The organism is Devosia sp. T2-14, from assembly GCF_055397495.1.
The window spans coordinates 2,878,594-2,898,835 of the sequence record NZ_AP027921.1 but is presented as its reverse complement, the minus strand read 5'-3'; the positions used below and the strand labels follow the sequence as shown (position 1 = coordinate 2,898,835).

The 20,242-nt window shown below is 59.7% G+C and carries 22 protein-coding genes and 1 pseudogene; 12 read left to right on the top strand and 11 right to left on the bottom strand.

What is annotated here, in order from left to right; genetic code table 11:
- Positions 1-90 precede the first annotated feature (90 nt).
- Positions 91-1,527 carry a tyrosine-type recombinase/integrase gene (locus ACZ5WT_RS14265; RefSeq protein ID WP_464284448.1) on the bottom strand — a complete coding sequence of 479 codons (1,437 nt, stop codon included), beginning with the start codon at positions 1,525-1,527 and terminating at the stop codon, positions 91-93.
- A gap of 260 nt (positions 1,528-1,787) precedes the next feature.
- On the opposite strand from ACZ5WT_RS14265, the gene ACZ5WT_RS14260 reads away from it, so the two are divergent.
- Entirely contained in the window at positions 1,788-2,681 is an 894-nt protein-coding gene (locus ACZ5WT_RS14260; protein WP_464284447.1) for an SDR family oxidoreductase, read from the top strand.
- A gap of 42 nt (positions 2,682-2,723) precedes the next feature.
- Here ACZ5WT_RS14260 and ACZ5WT_RS14255 read toward each other — a convergent pair whose 3' ends face one another.
- Positions 2,724-3,212, bottom strand: coding sequence for a YciE/YciF ferroxidase family protein (locus ACZ5WT_RS14255; protein ID WP_464287214.1), 489 nt, complete (start codon positions 3,210-3,212; stop codon positions 2,724-2,726).
- Positions 3,213-3,409: 197 nt separating this feature from the next.
- On the opposite strand from ACZ5WT_RS14255, the gene ACZ5WT_RS14250 reads away from it, so the two are divergent.
- The 4 genes from ACZ5WT_RS14250 (at position 3,410) to ACZ5WT_RS14235 (ending at position 7,613) form a co-directional block, all read left to right on the top strand.
- Entirely contained in the window at positions 3,410-3,613 is a 204-nt protein-coding gene (locus ACZ5WT_RS14250; protein ID WP_464284446.1) for a CsbD family protein, read from the top strand.
- 108 nt (positions 3,614-3,721) lie between these two features.
- Positions 3,722-4,678: a PAS domain S-box protein gene (locus ACZ5WT_RS14245; RefSeq protein WP_464284445.1), complete on the top strand. Its 957-nt coding sequence runs from the start codon at positions 3,722-3,724 to the stop codon at positions 4,676-4,678.
- Positions 4,679-4,971: 293 nt separating this feature from the next.
- Complete coding sequence (locus tag ACZ5WT_RS14240) at positions 4,972-5,856, top strand: hypothetical protein (protein ID WP_464284444.1); 885 nt, start codon at positions 4,972-4,974, stop codon at positions 5,854-5,856.
- A 1,298-nt stretch (positions 5,857-7,154) separates the two neighbouring features.
- A complete protein-coding gene (locus tag ACZ5WT_RS14235; protein ID WP_464284443.1) occupies positions 7,155-7,613 on the top strand; it encodes a hypothetical protein in 459 nt (152 codons plus the stop codon).
- A gap of 377 nt (positions 7,614-7,990) precedes the next feature.
- Here the strand turns inward: ACZ5WT_RS14235 and ACZ5WT_RS14230 are convergent.
- Positions 7,991-8,622: pseudogene (locus ACZ5WT_RS14230) on the bottom strand (pyridoxamine 5'-phosphate oxidase family protein).
- Positions 8,623-8,977: 355 nt separating this feature from the next.
- On the opposite strand from ACZ5WT_RS14230, the gene ACZ5WT_RS14225 reads away from it, so the two are divergent.
- The 4 genes from ACZ5WT_RS14225 to ACZ5WT_RS14210 all read left to right on the top strand — a co-directional run bounded on the left by ACZ5WT_RS14225 (position 8,978) and on the right by ACZ5WT_RS14210 (position 13,472).
- Positions 8,978-9,940 (top strand): AraC family transcriptional regulator, encoded by a 963-nt coding sequence (locus ACZ5WT_RS14225; RefSeq protein WP_464284442.1) that lies wholly within the window; start codon positions 8,978-8,980, stop codon positions 9,938-9,940.
- A gap of 151 nt (positions 9,941-10,091) precedes the next feature.
- Positions 10,092-12,266, top strand: coding sequence for an autotransporter domain-containing protein (locus ACZ5WT_RS14220; RefSeq protein ID WP_464284441.1), 2,175 nt, complete (start codon positions 10,092-10,094; stop codon positions 12,264-12,266).
- A gap of 9 nt (positions 12,267-12,275) precedes the next feature.
- Positions 12,276-12,746, top strand: coding sequence for a hypothetical protein (locus ACZ5WT_RS14215; protein ID WP_464284440.1), 471 nt, complete (start codon positions 12,276-12,278; stop codon positions 12,744-12,746).
- Between the two features lie 414 nt (positions 12,747-13,160).
- Positions 13,161-13,472, top strand: a complete 312-nt coding sequence (locus ACZ5WT_RS14210; protein WP_464284439.1) for a hypothetical protein — start codon at positions 13,161-13,163, stop codon at positions 13,470-13,472.
- 125 nt (positions 13,473-13,597) lie between these two features.
- Here ACZ5WT_RS14210 and ACZ5WT_RS14205 read toward each other — a convergent pair whose 3' ends face one another.
- The 3 genes from ACZ5WT_RS14205 to ACZ5WT_RS14195 form a co-directional block, all read right to left on the bottom strand.
- Positions 13,598-13,783: a DUF3008 family protein gene (locus tag ACZ5WT_RS14205; protein ID WP_464284438.1), complete on the bottom strand. Its 186-nt coding sequence runs from the start codon at positions 13,781-13,783 to the stop codon at positions 13,598-13,600.
- Between the two features lie 258 nt (positions 13,784-14,041).
- Positions 14,042-14,290 (bottom strand): hypothetical protein, encoded by a 249-nt coding sequence (locus ACZ5WT_RS14200; RefSeq protein ID WP_464284437.1) that lies wholly within the window; start codon positions 14,288-14,290, stop codon positions 14,042-14,044.
- A gap of 113 nt (positions 14,291-14,403) precedes the next feature.
- The gene (locus tag ACZ5WT_RS14195) at positions 14,404-14,895 is read right to left on the bottom strand and encodes a hypothetical protein (RefSeq protein WP_464284436.1); all 492 of its coding nucleotides are present in this window, start codon (positions 14,893-14,895) and stop codon (positions 14,404-14,406) included.
- 140 nt (positions 14,896-15,035) lie between these two features.
- On the opposite strand from ACZ5WT_RS14195, the gene ACZ5WT_RS14190 reads away from it, so the two are divergent.
- Positions 15,036-15,236, top strand: coding sequence for a hypothetical protein (locus ACZ5WT_RS14190; RefSeq protein WP_464284435.1), 201 nt, complete (start codon positions 15,036-15,038; stop codon positions 15,234-15,236).
- Positions 15,237-15,596: 360 nt separating this feature from the next.
- On the opposite strand, the gene ACZ5WT_RS14185 is transcribed toward ACZ5WT_RS14190, so the two are convergent.
- The 3 genes from ACZ5WT_RS14185 to ACZ5WT_RS14175 form a co-directional block, all read right to left on the bottom strand.
- On the bottom strand, positions 15,597-15,809 hold the full coding sequence (locus ACZ5WT_RS14185) for a hypothetical protein (protein ID WP_464284434.1): 213 nt from the start codon (positions 15,807-15,809) through the stop codon (positions 15,597-15,599).
- A 62-nt stretch (positions 15,810-15,871) separates the two neighbouring features.
- Positions 15,872-16,243, bottom strand: coding sequence for a hypothetical protein (locus tag ACZ5WT_RS14180; RefSeq protein WP_464284433.1), 372 nt, complete (start codon positions 16,241-16,243; stop codon positions 15,872-15,874).
- 12 nt (positions 16,244-16,255) lie between these two features.
- Positions 16,256-16,993, bottom strand: a complete 738-nt coding sequence (locus tag ACZ5WT_RS14175) for a glycoside hydrolase family 19 protein (RefSeq protein ID WP_464284432.1) — start codon at positions 16,991-16,993, stop codon at positions 16,256-16,258.
- Between the two features lie 218 nt (positions 16,994-17,211).
- Between ACZ5WT_RS14175 and ACZ5WT_RS14170 the strand changes: the two genes are divergently transcribed.
- Positions 17,212-17,481, top strand: coding sequence for a hypothetical protein (locus ACZ5WT_RS14170; protein ID WP_464284431.1), 270 nt, complete (start codon positions 17,212-17,214; stop codon positions 17,479-17,481).
- A gap of 339 nt (positions 17,482-17,820) precedes the next feature.
- A complete protein-coding gene (locus tag ACZ5WT_RS14165) occupies positions 17,821-18,000 on the top strand; it encodes a hypothetical protein (protein ID WP_464283844.1) in 180 nt (59 codons plus the stop codon).
- On the opposite strand, the gene ACZ5WT_RS14160 is transcribed toward ACZ5WT_RS14165, so the two are convergent.
- Complete coding sequence (locus tag ACZ5WT_RS14160) at positions 17,997-18,536, bottom strand: hypothetical protein (RefSeq protein ID WP_464283843.1); 540 nt, start codon at positions 18,534-18,536, stop codon at positions 17,997-17,999. The two genes, ACZ5WT_RS14165 and ACZ5WT_RS14160, sit on opposite strands and share 4 nt — an antisense overlap.
- Entirely contained in the window at positions 18,533-20,242 is a 1,710-nt protein-coding gene (locus ACZ5WT_RS14155) for a hypothetical protein (protein ID WP_464283842.1), read from the bottom strand. Before ACZ5WT_RS14155 ends, ACZ5WT_RS14160 begins: the two co-directional genes overlap by 4 nt.

Here is a 20,242-nt window from a genome sequence, read left to right as displayed (position 1 = left end):
TAAGCTCCCCAACTTCAGTGGAAAAGCGCGGAGCCGCAATGTGCCCCATTCCATGTGCCAGGCGTGATCAGCAAGTAGATGCCTCCGAGACTAACTACGGCGTGGGCTCAGCAATCTAGTCGGCTCAAGGGAGCGAGCGGGGTCCCAGACATCGGAAATCTTGGCATACTCTCGCCAAGCTCCGCCGTGTAGACTGGCTCGCCAGTCTCTCAACTCGTCGGCTCGCTCGCGGGCCGCCTCATCGTTCTCTGGACTTACTGGGGTAAATCGCTGCCGCACCTCAGATTCGCGAATTTGGGGAGCCAGATGGCCATAGGTACGAAGAACTGTCGTCGGATCGGCATGACCCAGTTGGGCTGCGACAGCGTAGACCGTAGCTCCGGCCTGAACCAACTGGCTCGCATATGTGTGGCGAAGCCCGTGAAACGAGAATTCATCCGGTAAGTCGGCGGCACGCACCGCATTCTTGAAGAGTGACTTCTGATTGCCATTCCAGGGCCTTCCGTCATTGCGGACGAACACGAAGTCTTTCCGCTTACGGCCGCGTACCAGATCCAGGAACCACGCCATGCCCTCGTCTGGCAAAAAAATGAAACGGGCCCGGTAGTTTTTCGCTCTGGGAATGTACACTCCGTAGCCGTCACGCCCGACGTCTTCACATCTCATGTTGAGCAGCTCGTTTGAACGGCAGCCAGTGTAAAGCGCCCCCAGGACAAGGCGCGCAAGATCGGGTCGGCATTGAGCAATAAGGTCCCGGCATTCAGCCCGCGACAAGTGCAGTGACCGGGGACGATCAATCGCAGGCAAACGTCGTAGGCATCGCCACGCGCGCTCGCTCTCGACCTTCCCGCTCTCCCAAGAGATTTGGAAGGCCGTGCGAAGGATTCCGATAAGCGTATTTACGGTCTTCTTGCGCTTGCGCAATTGCTCATCGTCGAGACTCGCAATCGAAAGCTGTGGCCCCAGCGCTCGGCGCCCGCGCTTTACCGGTGTTTCGAGCACGTCCCGTACGAAGCGCCTCAGGTGCTCGCTGTTAAACTCATTGACGGCCAGGTTCGAAAGGCGCGGGATAATGTGGTAGTTGATAAGCGAAATGCATGTCTCAAAGTGGCTCTGGGCTGCCACCAGACGTTTCCACTCAACATAGTCATGCAAAGCGTGGGCTACACTGTATGACCCATCGATCGGGCACACGATGAGGTCTTGCTTTACGCCTAGTGGGCTGGGTTCAGCGGCCCAGGGGCGAACGTCGGAACTGTTGAACCACTGGTGGGCTGCCGCCAATGCGGTTTCATAGGTGAGGCCCATTGGACGGGCTGAAGAGACCGCCCAACCTAACCGACGGCGATAATACCCGCCTGCCCGCGTCCGTATCCTGGCGTACCACTCATCGCCTTTGAGGCTCTTTCGATAGCCCAAGTGGCGGGTCTTGGCGATCGGCTGGTAGTACGGACCATACCTGACGGCCAGCCCCGCCAAAACGTCGTCTGCACTCAGATCGTGCTTACTTAGCCGCATCGGGGTCATGCCGTCTCCTCCTGCGGTAACCGTGCAATATTTCCCGAACAACGTCTTGTACGGCGTTCGACCTCACGAAGCTTTCCACGCTGGTTGGCGCGCGTGGTTACCTACAGTTCAAGATGCTCATCGTGAATTTAATCGCCTTCGTTTCGCGGCCGAGGATGCCGGCTGATACACAGTCTCGACGCACGTTCTGTATCCTGGCCTCGGAACGCATAGCTTACGGGCACCATTGACCTTGCGAGTCACTTGGAAAGGACCGCGCAATGTCAGACCGCCTTAAGATGCAGGACCCGCGTTACCAATATCCGACACCTCCCTTCCCCGAGCAGCAGCAGTCTGGCCCGGGCATCGTCGCTAGAATGATCCCGGAGCCCGACCATGGCGAAACAAGCTACATCGGTAGCGGCAAGCTAGTTGGGCGCAAGGCCTTGATTACTGGTGGCGATTCCGGGATCGGCCGGGCGGCAGCCATCGCTTTTGCTAGAGAGGGTGCCGATGTCGCTATCGGATACCTGCCAGAGGAGGAACCGGACGCCAAGGAGGTCGTGGAACTGATCGAGGCCGCTGGGGTAAGCGCCCTGGCATTGCCTGGCGATGTCACGGACGAAGCTTGGTGCCGCGAAATGGTTGATCGTACGGTGAAGGACTTCGGGGGGCTGGATATCCTGGTGATCAATGCAGCCAGACAAAAGACGCGTCCCACGGTGGCGGAGGTCACATCAGACGACTTTGATCGGACCATGAAAACCAACCTTTATGCCCTGCATTGGACGGCTCAGGCCGCTGTACCGCATCTTCCGCCGGGCGCCTCAGTGATCACCACAGCATCCATTCAGGCCTTCGACCCGTCATCTCACTTGCTCGACTATGCCACCACAAAGGCCGGCATCGTCGCCTATACCAAGGCGCTGGCCGAGCAACTCATCGAGAAAGGGATAAGGGCAAATGTGGTAGCGCCGGGTCCATTTTGGACGGTACTACAGCCTTCCGGCGGCCAAACCAAAGAAAAGGTCCGGGACTTTGGCAAGAACAGCGCGTTCGGCCGACCGGGCCAGCCCATAGAAATCGCTCCGATCTACGTGCTGCTGGCGTCCCAGGAGGGTAGCTATCTTACCGGTGAGGTGTTTGGCGCGACCGGCGGACAAGGTGTCGTCTGAATACGGGCTGGGCCGACCAGCACGGCCGGCCCAGCTCCCTGGCTACGCAGCTTTTGCGTTGATCGAGCCTTCTGCCAAATTGCTCAGCAGCTTGTCGGTTGCAGTTTCTTCCTTAAGCGTCGCGTCCAGCAAAGCGGCAGCGTCTGCCATGTTAAGCCGCAGCGCCCAGGTCTTGAGCGTGCCATAGCGTGCCATCTCGTAGTGTTCCACTGCTTGTGCAGCGGACACAAGGCCGGCGTCCAGCGCAGCGGTACCCTTGAAGTCTTCGATGATAGATTTCCCTTCATCGATGATGCCGATGATGGCTTCGCACGTCTTGCCCCTCGCGGGCTTTCCGAGGAGGTCGAAGATCTGCTCCAGCCGATCGACATGCCCTTCGGTTTCCTGCAGGTGCTTTTCAAAGCCATCACGCAGTTTGTCGGATTGCGCGGCCTTCGCCATCTTTGGGAGAGCCTTAAGGATCTGCTTTTCGGCAAAATAGATGTCCTTAAGGGTATCGACGAAGAGGTCGTGGAGTGTCTTTTCGGTCATTGTGATATTCCTCTCGAGGCGAAGCCGGCTGGCTCCCTCATCGACGAACGGCGCGACGGCCGCTGCGGTTCCTGTACGCGAAACTTGTGATGTGCGGCGGCCACTGCTGGTCTTGGCGTAGACGCGCAAACGAATGTCCAGGGGAACCTCAATCGAACGACAACGTTTCATCTCCAGTGAAAACAAGGAGATGTCTTATGGATTGGAACCGCATCGAAGGCAGCTGGAAGCAGATGTCCGGCAAGATCAAAGAACAGTGGGGCAAACTCACTGATGATGATCTCGCGCAGATCAACGGCAATCGCGAGCAGCTCGAGGGAAAGATCCAGGAGCGCTATGGCCGAGCCAAGGATGAGGTCAAGAAGGACATCGACGACTGGTACAACCGCCAGTCTTGGTAAGACGTACATTTTGCCGACGCCGGCAACAGGGAGGCGCTCGCTGACACGGCGGGCGCCTTCGTAATAGCTGAGGTCGCACTCCCGACCGATTTCATAAGGGTTGCCGAAGTGACCGACTCCTCATTTATCGACGCCGAAATGCACTTGGCCGCGATTGTCCGGCACTCGCACGATGCCATCATCAGTAAAGACTTGAACGGGACAATCGTCACTTGGAACGAGAGCGCGGCCCGCGTGTTTGGGTACTCGTCCGACGAAGCGGTCGGCCGCCCGATCCTGATGCTAATTCCCGACGACCGCCGACACGAAGAGATAGAGATTCTCGCGCGCATTCGCGCTGGTGAGGTCGTAGATCACTTTGAGACCATCCGGCGGCGAAAGAACGGCGATTTGTTCCCCGTCTCCCTGACAATTTCGCCAATCCGAGACCGGCACGGCAAGATTGTTGGCATCTCAAAAATCGCCCGCGATATCACGGATCTGAAAGAAGCCGAAGCACGTGTCCACGGGCTTATGCGCGAGGTGAATCATCGCGTTAAGAACCAGTTCGCAGTCATCCTCGCCATGACGCGCGAAACAGAAAACCGAGGCGGACAGTCCGTCCCAGAATTCGTTGCGCAGCTTCGAGAGCGCATCATGGCGCTCTCCCGGTCTCAGGACCTTCTGGTGAAGGGCGACTGGAAGGGCGCGAACCTGTTCGAACTTGCCCTGGATCAGGTGAGTATTTTCGGCGGCGAGGACCGAGTTAGCCTCTCGGGGCCGGCTATCTCTTTGCAGCCCATGGCGGTTCAGTACATTGGCATGGCTCTTCACGAGCTAACCACCAACGCCATGAAGTACGGAGCCCTGTCTCGCGACGACGGCGCTATCTCTGTTGACTGGAAAGTCGTTGGCCCCAACTTCATGTTGCGATGGACCGAGACTCCCGGCGCGTACGATGACAGGCCGGACGACAGCGCCCCGCGGCGCCGTGGATTTGAACAGTGGTCCTCGAAAAAATTGCGCCATCGGCGGTGTCCGGACATGCGGAGATCATTCGAGAAGAGGGAATCTGTTGGACCTTGACCGCACCCATGAGCGCGATTGAGCGGAAATGCCCACCTGAGAAGACCGCCTTGGAGTTTGCCTCCCATTTCTAACCTTCCGTCGTAGCCTTCCTCTTATGGACCCCACACAATATCCCGCGACTAGGGCAACCAAACCACCCTCCACACGGTTGAGTGTTCATTCACACTCCCTGAGAGGATGCCATGAACTCCATAATCTATCTTGTCGGTCTGGTCGTGATTGTCATGGCGGTGCTGTCGTTCATTGGGCTCCACTGACCCTCTTTGTAATAACAAGTTTGGAGCAAACTCATGACAATCGATAGCCCGCCACAAGTAGCCGTCGTCGACGCGTCAGTTCGATCCAGGGACGATAGTTCTTACGTCGATTGGCCTGCCATTATTGCCGGCGTCGTGCTGGCCTCGGCCATTTCCGTCGTGCTGATCAGCTTCGGCTCCGCCGTCGGCCTCAACTTCCTCGACTTCGGCTATGGCCAGGGGGCCAACCCGATCTTTATAGGCATCGCAGCCGCTACCTGGTTCCTCTGGGTACAGGTTTCAAGCTTCATGGCCGGTGGCTATCTCACGGGCCGCCTGCGTCGTCGGTATTTTGATGCCACTGAGGATGAAAGCGACTTGCGCGATGGTGCCCATGGCCTGCTGGTCTGGGCCGGCGCGACGTTGCTTGGCGCTATGATCGCGGTGGGCGGCATTGGCGCCGCTGCCAATGCCGTCGGGTCTGCTGCGTCCACCGTCGCCAACGCGGCTTCCAACGTTACCGAAGACGCAGTGGATCCAAATGCCTATTTCGTCGACACGCTGTTCCGTTCCACCCAGCCGGTGGACGCCGGAACGGCACGCGATGAAGCTGGCCGCATCTTCACCCAAATGGCACTGAGCGAAGGTGTCATGTCACCGGAAGATAGCAGCTACCTGGCGAGCGTTGTAGCAGCCAATACCGGGCTGACGCCCGAAGAGGCCCAAGCCCGCGTCGATCAGGTAGCGGCAAGCGTCGAAGCGGCCCGCCAGCAGGCCATTGAGGCAGCACGCATCGCACGCAACACCGCAATCATTGCCGCATTTCTACTCGCAGCATCCCTGTTGGTTTCTGCGATCGGAGCATTCTGGGCGGCCCAGAAGGGCGGCAACCATCGCGATAGCAACACGGTGTTCGCGGGCATCTTCCGTCGCTTCTAGGCGACTAACCAAGGAAAGGAATCACCATGTTGCGTGGCATTGGTCTTTGGCTCTTGGGCGTGCCGATCTGGCTCATCATCATCATCATTTTCTTCCTGCGTTAGGAAGCGACAGGCGGGGAACAGTCCCCGCCTTTACGGCTTCGATGGATCCGTTCACCGACAGCTATGGCGCGCCCCTCCAGGGTTGTCGGGAGCGCGAGATGTGGGGAAAGGGAATGACCTGATGAGGCACATCGAGAGGATCATGCCACCGCACCCGACGGGCGCTCTAGTCCAGCCCATCGGTTGAAAACCACGTGCATCGTTCCCATATACACGTTGGAGATTGACGAAGGCCTTGGCCGTGCTTCTTGCACACGACGATCTAACGACCGGAACGGTCGCCCGCTCTCCGAAGTGAAAATGTCGGCAACCGCACTGAGGATACCCTCAATCAGCGGCGGCATTAACGTCGAGAGGGATAGCAATCGTGACAGAACTTCGTTCCGCTCGAAACTTTGCCCCCCTGCCCGCATCGGTCGCGATCCATGAGGACATCGCTTACGACGCCGAGGAAACTATGGTGCAGGAATGGATGCGTAGTCACTTTGATCGGCTGACAGCGCTCCAAATGTCGACCCTGCCACCAATTTCCAACACTCCATTCCCTACCGCACCGGCCCGTCCTGACTGGTGAACTTCTGGCCGAATTGAAGTTCACCCAAAGTGCATGTGCGATGTTGGTCCCAAGGAAGGGCCACTATTTTGCACTTCAAGAAAGGACGCCAAGTGACCTTCCAGAGAACAAACAAGCCCAATTCTAGCGGGTTGGAACCTGAAGATCCCGCACCCACTAAGCCCGCCAGGCGCAACGCCCGCCCTGTTCCGGAAGCCTCCCCCAATGAGGTGGAACTAGGCAGCGATGCGGAGGTGAAACCACATTTCCAGCCAGCGGAGTCGGAACCGCCCCCTGAACCAGGTGGCGTGGAAGGCGACCAACGAGCGCCTCAATGGCAGACGAAGAACCACGTGATCTGGGTTTCCCCAGACTACAGACCAATTCGGCTCGCGCGGTCTGGCTCCTGAGGATGGGGCTGTCTGACAAAGTGCCGCTCGTTGTGTTGGCGCTCCTATGTGTCGTGTTTCTAGCGGTCGGAGCTGCAAACCGTCTTGCGGGCAGCACCCCGCAAAGCATCGAGGCCACGGAGCATTGAGTGCTCGTGGCAGTCGGATTCGACAAGAGAGCAATCTCTGACGGCGATTGGCACCGTTACGACTTCGGCGTTGATTGACAGGGCCGCCAAAAGGAGGACGATCTTGCACGCCAAGAGAATGCTGGAATGCCTAAGGATAATTCGATGGTCGCCTACGACCTTGGCACAATCGCTGCAGGTCGAAGATTCCGAGGTCGACCTTTGGATCAAGGGCAGAAAGGAAATCCCGATCCGCGTCGGTTCTTGGCTGGAGGCTCTGTGCTTCACTCATGAAGCAGCCGACCTAATGCGGCCGTCGTTGGAACTTGGCGCCGATCCGGCAAGGGCAGCGGTAAGCGGTCCTCATCGCGAGCACGTGCCGGCGTATTCGTATGGCCTTTTGCGGCAGCTCAGCCAGGGACCGGTGCCATTGCGCCAACTCTTCGGCACAGATGACGAGGCCGCCGTGTTTTTCTTAGTGTCACGTGGCCTGGCAGAGCGAACCAGGAACCAGTTGGTCATCACCACCGACGGGCGCGAGCTTGGCAAAGTGGCTGCGTTTGCCATGCCTGTGGCGAAGTAAATCGCCAAGCTAAGTGAGGAGCAATCAATGACTTCCGCAGAAATACCGCTAGTGGTTACGTTTAATCATCCCTTCAAGCTGAATGAGATGACTGAGTCATTCCCTCCTGGCACGTATGAAATACTGACCGAGAAGGTTCCGCTTGACGTCTCCTGGGAGGCGTATCGGACGTCTATGACCATCCTACTCCGCGCTGGCGGGGTGGTGAGTGCTTGGCCAGTGACTACAGATGAACTAAGCGAGGCATTATCCCGCGACACGGCGTATGACAGGAAAGACGGGTTCTCGTAAGAGGGCAACGCTCTTGCAAGGGCGAACTGGTATCGACCAAAATAAGTCCGCCGAGCGTCAGCCCTTGGGCCGCTGACCTGCTTTTGCTAGTACATCGTCTGCTTGTAGTCTTCTTCCAACCCGGCATCGATCTTTCGCATTTCTTCCTCACTAGGCGCCCCACTCGTCTCATCCAATATCATCTTGATCAGTGAGGGCATTTGACTGCGATCCTGGTAATGCCCTGGGTCCCAAATGTGCGAGCGCCGCAGGGCCTTTGCGCAGTGCAGGAACACTTCGCGAACCTGTACTACGATTGCCAAAGTGGGAGGCGGTTGTTGACCTCCATGGTTGCGAGAAGACCTGGATCAGTGACGATATTGGCCATTCCGTTGACGCGCAGGGTATCGTCAAAGCCAGGGATCATGAACAATAATCCCACGGCAGGATTCTCTATGATGTTCGACAGGCTATCTAGTCGATTGTTCCCCGGCCGGTCTGGAATTGCCAAAGTGTTACTATCCAAAACACGAACAAACCCCGGCGGGTCGCCACGAGGGCTCACATCTGCTCGACCGCTCAGGTCTTGGGTGCCCAGGCACAGGAACGGTGAGCGTCGGATAAAGGCTTGCGCGTGTAACCCGAGTTCCTGTTGAAACTTCTTCAGAGCGAGGTCATGCGTCGCCGGATACAGTTGGCGTAGCGCTGCCTCATCGCTGATCACGAATTGCGGGTCCATCCTCTCCCCCAAGCGAGCCCACCTCAAAATGAGGTACGCACATCACATTGGTCAAGCCCCGTTTTTGCGCCGGGCGAGTTGGCTCGCTGGTCAATCCTTACCTTACGGCCCCGCCGTCGTTTCAGGCTTAAACCACTTGTTGGCGGCGACCTTCGAATGGCCGAGGCGATGCAGCGCCTTGCCCCAATTGAGTTGATCTGGTTGTCCATCCAAGAAAATCTACATCTCAGAACGGCCGAAGCAGCTTGGCCACTGTAAGAGCGAAATACAGAACATCCAGTATGATCAGGCAGGGGGTAGCATTGATGTTAAAGTGGTGTTTTCACTGTGCCGTCCTAGTTCTTCGGGGGGGCTGATGCAGAACTGGTTGTTTTCCAGTGGTCATTGCGAGTGGGCGCACAATTTTGACCAGCGCCAACGTGCGGACTTTCGTCGTGGGCAGGTACGTGCATATTTAGAGGAAACACCAGTGTTTCCCGGCATTTGGCTTTATCGCGGCGAGGCGACAGGGCGCAGCCGGTTCAACATGGAGGTGGAAGCCGGCACCGGCACTCGGGGACGTATCATCCTTGGCAGCATGCTAGCGGGACGCGGCGTTATGGCGCTGCAAGGTTGCGACGAGCAAACCTGGCGAGAGGACGGCCGGACCTACGTGCTATCGCCCACAAAGCGGCGCGTGCAGTACGACATCTCGGCCGACGATGGGTGGCGAACTGTGGCGCTGCGGATCGAAACTGAAGCAATCGACTTACTGGGCAGCGACGGCATTTTACCGGGCGTCGTTCGAGACGTCCTCGAAGGTCGGGTGGACGATGTGTCCGCCTTGGCCACTGTTTCAGGACCATTACGGGCAGTCAGCAACACGCTTCTCCGCATGCCATATGAAGGATCGATGCGTGTCCTGTACCGGCAGGCCAAAGTGCTCGAGTTGCTGGCGCATCTACTCGGTCAACTCGAGGCGGACGATGATCACAGCTCGCTGACATCAAATGAATTGGCTCGGGTGCGCCGCGCGCGCGACCATCTGCTAGAGAACCTGCGCAATCCCCCTTGCTTAGATACATTGGCCTCTGCCGTTGGAATGACGCCGAAGCGGCTCAATCGCGGCTTCCGCACCATCTACGGCGCGACGGTGTTCAACTATTTGCGTGATGCAAGGCTCGATGCGGCGCGAGCAGCACTGGAGAGAGGCACACCGCTCTCGCTCAAGCAGTTAGCCTGGGAGCTAGGCTATGGCCACGTAACCAATTTTGTCACCGCCTTTCGTCGCCGCTTTGGCGTGTCGCCGGGAGCCTATAGAACGCGTGCCATCGACTAACCTGTCGGGCGCCGTTCCCCATGGCGCTTGGGGCTTATGCGAGATGGCAATGAATATGCGCCAAGGGCGCAAGCGTTGAACCTTTGGCTCCCGCCTCCTAGTTCGCAATTCCTGCCCGTTGGTGGGCCGATTTGCGTTTTAGGAGAGGGACATGGCAACACGATCATTCGGCACAGCTTCACGCCGGCGCGGGGTATGGCGGTTGACGGGCATGGCAATGTTGCTGAGCACGACGGCCATCGTCACACTGCCCAAGGCGGAAGCTGCCGGCGAAATCCTCGATCCCTCGCGGCCGGACCTGGGCTATGAGTATTACGACATTCCGGCGCTTAGCGCCGATGGCAGCATTTTCGTCGGCAATGTCTGGGACTCGATCAACCGCATCAGTACCGGCTACTACCAGGAGCCCGGCGGCGTGACGAGCTTGCCCGGCTTCGGGACCGGTACGTCGCGCATCTACGGCATGAGCGGGGATGCCCGCTGGGTAGTGGGATATTCGCAGAACCTGCCCGGCTATAACCGGGCCTTCCTGTGGGACGCGCCCAATGGCCTGGCGGTCGACCTGGGCCTGCTCTACCCCGACATCCCCAATGCACATATGGCAGCGCGGGATGTTTCTGGCGTCGGAACGCGGGTGGTCGGCTCCTATGCAAGGCCGGGCATGACCCGTGCCTGGGCCTGGATCAAGGATGCCACCACCGGCGAGGTGGGTAATGAGGAAATGTACCGGCTCGACGGGCTCGACGACGCCAGTCACTGGGCTGCTATGACCATTTCGGACAATGGCCGCTATGCCGCCGGCTATAGTGATGGGAACGCGACCGCTTCGCGGGCGGTGCGCTGGGATCTGTCGGGGCTCGAAGCTGGCGATCCGGCCACCACGCTTCCGCTCGATCTCGGCTCGTTCACAGGGAGCGACACCGGCACCTCCGCCGCGCTCGATATTTCCGCGGATGGGCGGATCGTTGTCGGCTCCGCTGCGGATGCGGATGGAATCGATCGGGCGTTTCGCTGGGTAGAAGGAGCCACGGGTGGCGTGGCAGCGAATACACAGATGTACGATTTGGGTACGCTGGTGCCCTCGCGCTCCGATGCGGAAAGCGAGTCCAAGGCAGTATCGCGCGATGGCGCTTATATCGTGGGTTGGAGCAATGCGGGAGCCGAAGCGAGCGAAGAGGTAGATGACAGGCTGGCCTTCCGCTGGACTGAAGAAACCGGGATGGAGGCCATGCATGACTGGCTGGCGCGGCACGGCGTTTCGCTGGCGGACGGCCAGGTGCTGCGTGACGCTACCGCAGTTTCCGACGATGGACGGGTTGTTGCCGGCCTTATGAAAACGGCCTCATCGTCAGGAGCCTTCATCGCGCGCGTGACTAGTGATGCACCGGGCGGCCTGATGGATCTCGAAGAATACCAGCGCTCGCTGTTCTCGGCGGCGCAGATTGCCAGCGCCGGCGAATTCCTGACTTGGCTGCCAATGAACGGGGCGCATCACCGCCCGCTGATGCAGCAGGGACGGCTGGAGGATGGCCATTGCATGTGGGCCACCGGCGATTTCGCCCTGCATGGGGAAAGCGGCACGGGGCTGGGACTGGCCGAAGCCGGCGCCTGCATCGACCTGCTGGGTGGCAGCATCAAGGCGGGGCTGGGCGTGGGCACCAGTCATTCGTGGCAATCGCTGGCACTGGGCGGATCGAGCCGGCTCAACGGGCAATATGTGATCGGCGAGGTGGACTGGCAGCCCGATGGCACGCCGCTGCTGCTGTCGCTTACCGGCATGCTGGGCGGCTGGCAGGCCGACCTGCATCGCGGCTACGGCAATGGTGCGGCCACGGCCTATTCGGATGGCAGGACCAGCGTGGGTTCGGGCGTGATCAGGCTGCGGGCGGATTGGCTGGCAGCGGCGCAGATCGGCAATACGACGATCAATCCCTGGGCGTCAGTGGCGTTCGGGCGGCAAAATATCGCTGCCTTCACCGAGACCGGCGGGCCGTTCCCCGCGCATTTCGATGCGCAGACGCTCGGCATGGCCGAGATGCGGCTGGGCGTGACGGCGGTTACCGAATTTTCGACCCAGACCGCGCTGACCACCAGTTTCGAAGTCGTCCATCGCAGCGGCGACGCGCCGGCTGCCAAAGGCAATGTCGTCGGTCTGTTCGATTTCAGCCTGGGCGGGGGCATGCGCAGCGCGACCTGGCTGCGCGCCGGGATCGAACTGGACCACCAGATTGCCGACAACCTGGCGCTGTCAGGCTCGATGCATGCCGCAACCAATGGCCGCGATCCATCGATCTCCGGATCGATCGGGCTCAAATACACTTTCTAGGATTGAACGATGACTCTTTTCAAACAACTGACCATTGCCGGGGTGCTGGCCGCTATCGCCGGACCAGTCCTGGCGGTCGACCTGCAAACCGCCGATACGGTAGTGAGGCTGATGGAAACCATTATCGATGAAAGCGGCGAGGAGGTTTATCACGGCGGGGGCGACGTGTTTTTCGAGGCCGACTACAATGGCCACATCACCGCGGCAGGGTTCAACCAGGCGACTTGGTCGGTGGTCTTCGACGAGGTGGTGACGGGCTACATGGCAACCATTCCGCAGGACGAGTTCGATGCTGTATTCCGCGATGCGGTTGCTGCGCTCGAAGCATCCGCGCTGACCGACGAGCAGAAGGCGCAAGGGCGCGCGGATATGGTATTGGTTATTGCTGAAGCGCAGCAGGCACGGGAAAGCGGCATGCCGCATGCCCAAGCGGTTCTGCCTCTGGCCAACCGGCTGTATCCGATGTTTTACGGGGAGTGATCCTCGGTCGATCTCCTCCCGGAGTTGGCGGCGCTCACCTGCATTCCCAGCATCGTAGCACTGCCAAGAACGAGCGCCGTCCGTGACAAGACGGCGCTCGACCCGTGTTAAGGCTTCAAAGCAGTTCGCTCACCATCAAATTCAAAGCGACGGCCCCACCCTTTTACCCGCGCCCAACCGTCCGGAGTTTGCCGGAACCGATCCATTCTATCAGCGTTACTCGGATCCGACATCCTTAGAGCCTTCTGATGTTGGCTCTAATCGTGTCCAAACTGCCCCGGCTCGCGGGCCGGGACCTTTTCGGTACCGGTGAGGAGCCCCACGGAGACAGGTCCTCCGCCGCCGAAAAATCGAAACGTACGATCGGTGAAGTACATCATCGTTGGATTTTGAGCGGCATTATTGGAGGAGCCCATGCTGAACAAAAGCAAGGTTGATACCGTCGCCATCGAAAGAGAGGGGCAGGTCTATTCGGCCATCTATTTCGTTGAGCACGGGGTACTATATGCGTGCCTTGCCGGGCAGGCAGTCGCGACCGCGTGTACCACCAATCCATATGATCAAAACGCGCGCTTTATTGGAGGCGCGCATCTTGGAAATGGCGGGAAGACGCAAAAGATAGCCCCATATTCACACGCTGGAACCGCTGACGCGAAATCAACGTTAGGGACGCCGTGGCGCCTGCTGGACAGCGCTACGGGCGGGGCGCTGCGACCAAACCCCTAGCGGTGCCCCGCTCTCTGGCGGCCACCGCTTGGCGCTTTGCCTCCGGCCGACCCTGCGGCCGCCCGGAGCACTCATGAGCATCCCGATGGACCCGTCTCCTGCCAGGTTGGCGTCAAGCTGCGGACTTAGTGCTTAGCAACATGCTCGGGTTTGCCTTTGCGTTTCGTCGACGCCATTTTTTTCAGCTCTTCTTCGCTCATCGACATCATCGATTTGGACGCCCCCTTGAGATCTCGTTTGGGCGTATCGCCGCGCTTTGCTGATAATGCAGCGCCGGCGGCTTTTTGTTGCGCAGCTGATTTGGCGGGCATAGCGAATCTCCCAGTCTTTCCAACTCCAAGAACAACGCGGCGGACAACGGAAGGTTCTCGGCCAACGAAATGGCAGCCGAGCCCTTATCCCACCCGCGCAACGCCTTAAGCGAACGGCCGCGAAGAGGATTGACCCGTTGGGAACCTGTGGATGGGTGCGCCGTTATTGAGTCGTGGCGTCCCCCTAGCGCTACGAGCATCGAACACTAGCTCCGCCCCACGCGGGGCTTTTTTGTTGTCCGGCAGTGCGAAGGTTTCCTACTGGAACTTTTTGCCCTTCGGCTCAGCTTTGCCAGGATTGGCCAAGGAGTGAATTTCCGACGCATAGCCTGGCCCATCGACGTCCCGTGCCTGGCCGCGAACATATTCGCCGCGCGAGGTTCCACCGGGATAGCAGTCGGACTGGTTGCAGGATTTCACCTCCTGTCCCCAGTTGACCTGCTGCGCGCTGGCAGCGGTCGTGCCTAAGGGGAGTAGGACGGCGGCGATTATCACAAAAGCTCTCATGGGCGCGATCTCCCTGCTCACGACCGCACGCTAACCCAGAGGCGGGCGATGTTGACCTAGCTATTGTGAGTTATCAGGGCCCAGACCGGATGGTTCTGAGCCCTGTTTTAGACTTATGCGCGGTCGTCGACATACACGATGATCGAGCCATCAGCATTGCTCTTCACCGCGACGACATCGTCGGGGGTATGACCATCCGCCTCGAGCTTCGCCTTGATGGCTGCATTGGCAGCGATATTGGTATGCAGCTTAGTCACTGCTTCCGCGTTAGCTGTCAGCGCCTCGTCGAGTGCTGCAGCTTCGGTGGCGGCATTGCCCTGCAACGACGAGAGCAGCACGATGGTGATATTGGCGTCCTCGGCCACGGTGGACAGATCCACGTCTGCAGAGCCTGCGACAGACGATACCACCGAGCCATAAGTCTGGTCGGCCACGCCGCCGGCATTGGCATTAGCCTTTACGTCGGCGCCAACCTTGGCACCCACAGCGGGGGTCTCAACAGTGACACCAGCGCCGGCACCCGCACCTGCATCCTGAGCAAAGGCAGGAACCATGACCGAGGTCAGAAAAGCTGCAGCGGCCGTAATCACGAGGGCGTTCTTCATGTTTCTTCTCCGTTTGTAAAAGCGGTTGAGGAACGGGTTCACGTGTTGATGGTTGCGAATTGTGATCCGCATCATCAACAGCAACCATGAGCTTTGCCGCGCATTGAGCTCGACGCACTGTCTTGTTCATGGAGGATACGATGTCGCGAGATGGTTTACCGACAGGCGAAGGCACTTCGACCGAGAATGACGTCTTCGACCCGCATCCTGCCACTGAGGAAGACTATGACAAGATTCCGAGCCCCGGTGGGGTCAAGCCGCGCAAGGGGCCGGACATAGGGCCCAATACTTACCTGAACGACGGAAATAAGGTGGTGCGCTCGCCGAAAAAGCCACGCTGATCGTCCTACTTGGACCGCGCTAGCGGAACGCGTCCCTTCCCGATGAATGCCTGGAGCACCTGCACTGGTTCGCCCTAACCGGCGAGCTTTTTGCTGGGAACCAGAATTCCCGATCAGCGTTTATCGACTATCCAAAGTCAGTGGGCCGTCGGCCCTTCGGCCCATGTTTAACTCTTACCCCGGCTCGTCACCGGGGCTTTTTGTTGCACGCCTATGATGGCGGCGCTCACGACCTCGTATTCGCCCCCTTCCCCCGCAGCCGGTCCTATAGGGCCAGCGGACCCTTGCTGACCAGGCTGACCCAGATCACGAGGCTACGGCCAGAGATGCCGAGGACGCCGGCGATAGCGTGCGGCCGACCTATTCTCGGTTCATGTCCTTGAGCTTCCTGCTGGCCACTTGATTTTCCAGCCATAGCTTTCGGACGGTAAGGATCAGAACCACCATACCGAGCAAGCCGACCACCAGTTGATTGGCCGCTGTGGCCGCATCGAGCAATTGCCCCCACCACGGGAAGGTAAGTCCAGCGGTTCCGGTAGTGGCCCCCGCGATGGTGCTGATATCTCTATGCATGAGCGCCCTGCTCTATTTGATGGTGATGTAATTGAGATGCGAGCGGCCGGAGCCGCCCGCAGTTAGCGCGCGGTAAGGCGTTCCCAAAGGGTCTGGCGCTTGGGCGCCAGCTTGGCGATGGCCTCGGCCTCCTTGGAGCCAACCGTGGTCAGCGGCAGCTTCCTCCCCTCGGTGGTGACCACCTGCGGCCGCACGGTGGCGCGGAAGGACTGCCACTGTGACCACAGAAACATCGCGAGACCGGCATAGGCCGAAATAGAGTAGCCACCGCCCTGCCCCTGCAACACGGCCACGATGAGCGCCTGATGCTCCGGCGGAAGCGAGAGAAACAGCGGCGCAAGCCCGGCGGTCCAGGCCACCAGCTCCTGCAGCCGGCGCCAGAGCCAGCCGAGCAGCACGTTCTGCGCGACGGCAACAAAGATCGAAGTCAGCATGATGTGGTCCTCCTAGAACCGGACAAAGAAAAGGGCCGCCGCAGCGACCCCGAAAGCGATTGTGATGATGATTGGCCACGGCCGGCCGGACTTGCCCTTGGCGGGCGGCGGAGCCTGCGGCGCTGGCCCCACAGGAACTGCTGCGCGATAGCCACCGGCCTTCAGGGCTTTCTCGAACGCCAAGGCGTGCTCGGCGATCGCTGTGGCTTTGTCGGTGCCATTGACGGTGCGCCGGGCCTGCACAAATTCCTTGAGGTCGGCATCGTCGGGGTCATCCACATCATCGATGTAGTCCGACAGCCCCTTACCAGTGAACCAGCCCTGCAGCGTGCCCACCACAAGGATACGCGCGGCCAGCTCGAGGCCGAGGGCCAAGTCTGGATTGCCCAGCAGGTCGATGCCGAACTCCCGCCCAACGCGAGCATAGTTCGCGCGGCCGGTGATCTGCACCAGCCCCCGGCCCCGATATCGATAGCCGTCACCGTGGAGCGTGTTGCCCAGCCGCTTGCCGATCTTGGTGCCGGGCTCGTATTTGTCGAAATACGACTTCGAACCCTGCTCGTAGATGGCCTCGTAACGCCCGCCTGTCTCGACGATGGGCGTGGCCAGAACATAGGCCAGCCGCTGGAGATTGCCGTCGCCATAGCGGGCCCAGGCGTCGAGGATGGCGTTGATGCCTGTCACCTGAGCCTGAGCCAGCTTGCCGCCGAACAGCGACGAGCGCACGGCGTTGAAGAACGCAGCGTTCATGTTGAACCTCTTGTTATGGGTGGTCGTGACCCCCGGCGAAGCGGGAGGGGGCAATGGAAAATCCGCCGAGGCAGGTGCAGCTAGCCGGTCGACTCTCGCCAGGCGTCGCGCTAAAATCGCTCTATTGAACCAGCTGTCCCTGCGGGAACGCCCATCTTGCTGCATTCCGGCGTATTCGTCGGCGTCCCGTAGGAGCGATCGATCGCATGGAGTTATGCATGTTTACCGAGAATGTGGTCCTTGAAGTTGCCGTCACGCATGAGGGCGAAGAGCACAAGGCAACCTACTTCATCGAAAACGGCGTGATCCACGCCAACATCAATGGCAAGAACCTGCGCCTTCCACACGGTCACGTCCCTGTCGAGCAGACCGTCAGGGCCGTCTTGATCGGCATGCTGGAACGGCAGGGCCGCCTGGCCGAACGCGTGCGAGGATATCGGACCAAGATGCAGGAACCAAAAGTCAGCAAACACGTTCGCTTGGTGTAGCGCCTGCTGGGGCGCTATGACCTTCGACGTCCAATACTTGCCCCGCCCCGTGCGGGGCTTTTTCTTCGCTACCGATGTCCGGTGGCGATCCCGCCATTCTACGATGTACAAATTCCCCGGAGACTTTACTCTCCCCATGCGCAGTTTCACGACCTGTTTAGGAATGGTCCGATGACAGGTGAGGGCCGTGGGGCTGCGCAGTTTCTCGATGCTCGGGAACTTAAAGTAAACAGCGACGTTCGGTGTGCGTGGTAACCTTTCCCAGGCACCGCACCTTCGACATCGGTTACTTCGCCCCGCATTCGTGTGGGGCTTTTTTTGTCCACGCAGGAGGGACAAATGCCGGGAAAGAAAATCGAAGCGCGCGACGATGACACCCTGATCATCAGGGCCAAGGTTACGCGCGTATCACCGGATGGGGATCAGGTGACTATCGACGTCTGGGGCCAGAAGATCACCGGGCACACCCAATACGTGCCGTTTGAGAAGCACGATAAGGGCCACAACTGGCCGGGCTAGGCCGCCGCGTAGCGCCAGAGGTCGTCCAGTTCTGTCTCGCTCATGCCGAGGGCCACGCGGGCCGCGTCGACCAGCGGGTGATCGCGCTCGAAGAACTTGGCGAAGTCCAGTTTGGCCGAGGCTGCCGCCCACATCAGGGGATCATAGGTCGGGTTCGGCCCTTCCACTGTGCCCGGATCGTTCATCGCAGCCACCCAGGCGCGCAGCTCCGCTTCATGGCCTGCCGCCCGCACCACGAACCAGAACTGATCGGGCTCAAGATTGGGAAAAGGATTTGGTGGCGGCGGCTCGTAAGGCGGGATGGTTCTGACGCGCACTCGGTCCTCGTCAGGCGTGCCCGGTTCGGCTGGGGCCATTTCCCATTGGTCCCAGACTGCGAACCGGTCAGCGTTCCCCATGTCTTCCGGGACAGTAAACTCAAGGCCATCAATGGCGGCGATGATTGACCCGAACTCGGTACGGCGCACGCCCTCGATCACTCTTTTTCGCGTGTAGGCAGCTGGCGGCAGAGTGGGCCCGTAGGTTTCCGTTGTCATATTAGATCCGAGCTCGCTGTCCATGTGTAGCCATTGGGTGCGTTGACCGTCGTATAAAACCTGAAGCTGACCTTGGTGGGGGAGTCTAGGAAAGTGGTGGCAGCTCCGTTGTGAGCTAGCGTTGGAATGCTACGCTTGGCCGTCCTGAAATGGACGGTGAAACCCCGCACGCCTGTAGCGCTGACACCGCCATCGCTGTACTCGGTGGCGGTCTCATAGAACCGCTCGCAGATCAGTTCCTCTAGGCTAGGATGAATAGGCGACGACGGGTCACCCTCATTGGATGCGTCACCCTCGACCAGCGATACGTTGGCCAGATACATCGTATGCGCATTGGCTGCGCCGCTAATGAAAATCAGCTCTAGCCGGTCATCGCCGTTGGTGCCGAAAATTTTCCCAGCGATGCTCGGCACCGTGAAGACGATTTGCGTCATGCCTCCGAAAGTGGATGACACAGCAAAGGTCTGGATCGGGGTGTAAACGGTTGCCGAAGGGGAGCCGCCAGTACCAAAACTCTGCTGAACGGCCAGGGTAAAGTTCTGTGGCACGGTATCCGAAATAACAAACGATGCGGTGACCAGCTTCCCCGCTAGCGTATCCACGCCCTCGATATTCTGCCTGACATTCGAGCCTGCAATGCCCGTGCCAGTGAATGAAAACCCCGCGTAATGCCGGCCGTATGCCGCACCGGCAGGGGAATTCAGCTTGTTCGCGGTGCAGGAAATTCCGGACTGCAAGTTCACATACCAGCGGTCAGCAGTATGGCCACCCAACCCAGCGCCAACGAGAACAGCCACACCACGCTGCCAGATATTGAACCGGCCATTGTCGATCTTGTTGCGCCGGCCTGCGACCAACCCCACGCCCAAATCCGCGCGCGCCAAAGACTGGCGCACCGCGGACAAACCAGTGGTGTCATGAATAAGTTTGCCAGTGTTGTCATCCATGATGACAAGCCTGCCGGCCGTCGCCGACGCTGGGCCGTTAACATTGCCGGTTCCCGTACCGTTTTGCCCTGGCGGCCCGCGCATTTCCGCTGCCTCGGCAATGTCGGTGGTCCAAGTGCCATCGGCATTTAGGTAGTCGCCGACATTGGCCGTTGGCGCAGAGCCTTCGCCGCCGACATATCCACCAAGGCGAGCGACGCGTCGGGCGCCGTCGGCCACATAGACGATCTGTGGGGACCAGCCCTTCTGTCCCTTTGGTCCGGAATACGGCGCCGGGGCGGTCCAATCGTCATAGGTACCCGACGCCTTGGAATAGATCGCCGCCGTACCATCCCCGATATTGGAAACGAGGACGCGATAGCCGGCGCGAAGCGGGTGGCCCACGGTCTCCAGCGCTAGCCTGGCTGGAGTGTCGTCAACCTGCACATCGAAGAAGGCACTGACCTCACCCATGCGCTCCAGCGCCATGCGGTTGGCCCGGGTCGAGCGCTCGATAATGCCGACATAGCGGATGATGTAGGGCTCGGTCGCAACATTGGTGCCGGGCCACGGCCACAGTAGTTCTAGCTCACCATTGGCTGTGACGGCGGCGATCGGGACGGCAGGAACCAGCGGCTGAGACGGCACGCAAAACAGGTCGCCGACCATGATGTTGTCGTCGGTCCCGCCCGAGCCCCAAAGCGAGCCAGTGCCGGACACAGTCGTGCCGCCGCCCTCCACCGACACGAGGCCGCTGGAGTACCAGGTTGGGAGGTTCAT

What these genes read in the sequence shown, in the direction of transcription:
- ACZ5WT_RS14265 (WP_464284448.1), bottom strand. Translation starts at nt 1,527, where the DNA reads ATGACCCCGATGCGGCTAAGTAAGCACGATCTGAGTGCAGACGACGTT.
- ACZ5WT_RS14260 (WP_464284447.1), top strand. Translation starts at nt 1,788, where the DNA reads ATGTCAGACCGCCTTAAGATGCAGGACCCGCGTTACCAATATCCGACA.
- ACZ5WT_RS14255 (WP_464287214.1), bottom strand. Translation starts at nt 3,212, where the DNA reads ATGACCGAAAAGACACTCCACGACCTCTTCGTCGATACCCTTAAGGAC.
- ACZ5WT_RS14250 (WP_464284446.1), top strand. Translation starts at nt 3,410, where the DNA reads ATGGATTGGAACCGCATCGAAGGCAGCTGGAAGCAGATGTCCGGCAAG.
- ACZ5WT_RS14240 (WP_464284444.1), top strand. Translation starts at nt 4,972, where the DNA reads ATGACAATCGATAGCCCGCCACAAGTAGCCGTCGTCGACGCGTCAGTT.
- ACZ5WT_RS14225 (WP_464284442.1), top strand. Translation starts at nt 8,978, where the DNA reads ATGCAGAACTGGTTGTTTTCCAGTGGTCATTGCGAGTGGGCGCACAAT.
- ACZ5WT_RS14220 (WP_464284441.1), top strand. Translation starts at nt 10,092, where the DNA reads ATGGCAACACGATCATTCGGCACAGCTTCACGCCGGCGCGGGGTATGG.
- ACZ5WT_RS14215 (WP_464284440.1), top strand. Translation starts at nt 12,276, where the DNA reads ATGACTCTTTTCAAACAACTGACCATTGCCGGGGTGCTGGCCGCTATC.
- ACZ5WT_RS14210 (WP_464284439.1), top strand. Translation starts at nt 13,161, where the DNA reads ATGCTGAACAAAAGCAAGGTTGATACCGTCGCCATCGAAAGAGAGGGG.
- ACZ5WT_RS14205 (WP_464284438.1), bottom strand. Translation starts at nt 13,783, where the DNA reads ATGCCCGCCAAATCAGCTGCGCAACAAAAAGCCGCCGGCGCTGCATTA.
- ACZ5WT_RS14200 (WP_464284437.1), bottom strand. Translation starts at nt 14,290, where the DNA reads ATGAGAGCTTTTGTGATAATCGCCGCCGTCCTACTCCCCTTAGGCACG.
- ACZ5WT_RS14195 (WP_464284436.1), bottom strand. Translation starts at nt 14,895, where the DNA reads ATGAAGAACGCCCTCGTGATTACGGCCGCTGCAGCTTTTCTGACCTCG.
- ACZ5WT_RS14190 (WP_464284435.1), top strand. Translation starts at nt 15,036, where the DNA reads ATGTCGCGAGATGGTTTACCGACAGGCGAAGGCACTTCGACCGAGAAT.
- ACZ5WT_RS14185 (WP_464284434.1), bottom strand. Translation starts at nt 15,809, where the DNA reads ATGCATAGAGATATCAGCACCATCGCGGGGGCCACTACCGGAACCGCT.
- ACZ5WT_RS14180 (WP_464284433.1), bottom strand. Translation starts at nt 16,243, where the DNA reads ATGCTGACTTCGATCTTTGTTGCCGTCGCGCAGAACGTGCTGCTCGGC.
- ACZ5WT_RS14175 (WP_464284432.1), bottom strand. Translation starts at nt 16,993, where the DNA reads ATGAACGCTGCGTTCTTCAACGCCGTGCGCTCGTCGCTGTTCGGCGGC.
- ACZ5WT_RS14170 (WP_464284431.1), top strand. Translation starts at nt 17,212, where the DNA reads ATGTTTACCGAGAATGTGGTCCTTGAAGTTGCCGTCACGCATGAGGGC.
- ACZ5WT_RS14165 (WP_464283844.1), top strand. Translation starts at nt 17,821, where the DNA reads ATGCCGGGAAAGAAAATCGAAGCGCGCGACGATGACACCCTGATCATC.
- ACZ5WT_RS14160 (WP_464283843.1), bottom strand. Translation starts at nt 18,536, where the DNA reads ATGACAACGGAAACCTACGGGCCCACTCTGCCGCCAGCTGCCTACACG.
- ACZ5WT_RS14155 (WP_464283842.1), bottom strand. Translation starts at nt 20,242, where the DNA reads ATGAACCTCCCAACCTGGTACTCCAGCGGCCTCGTGTCGGTGGAGGGC.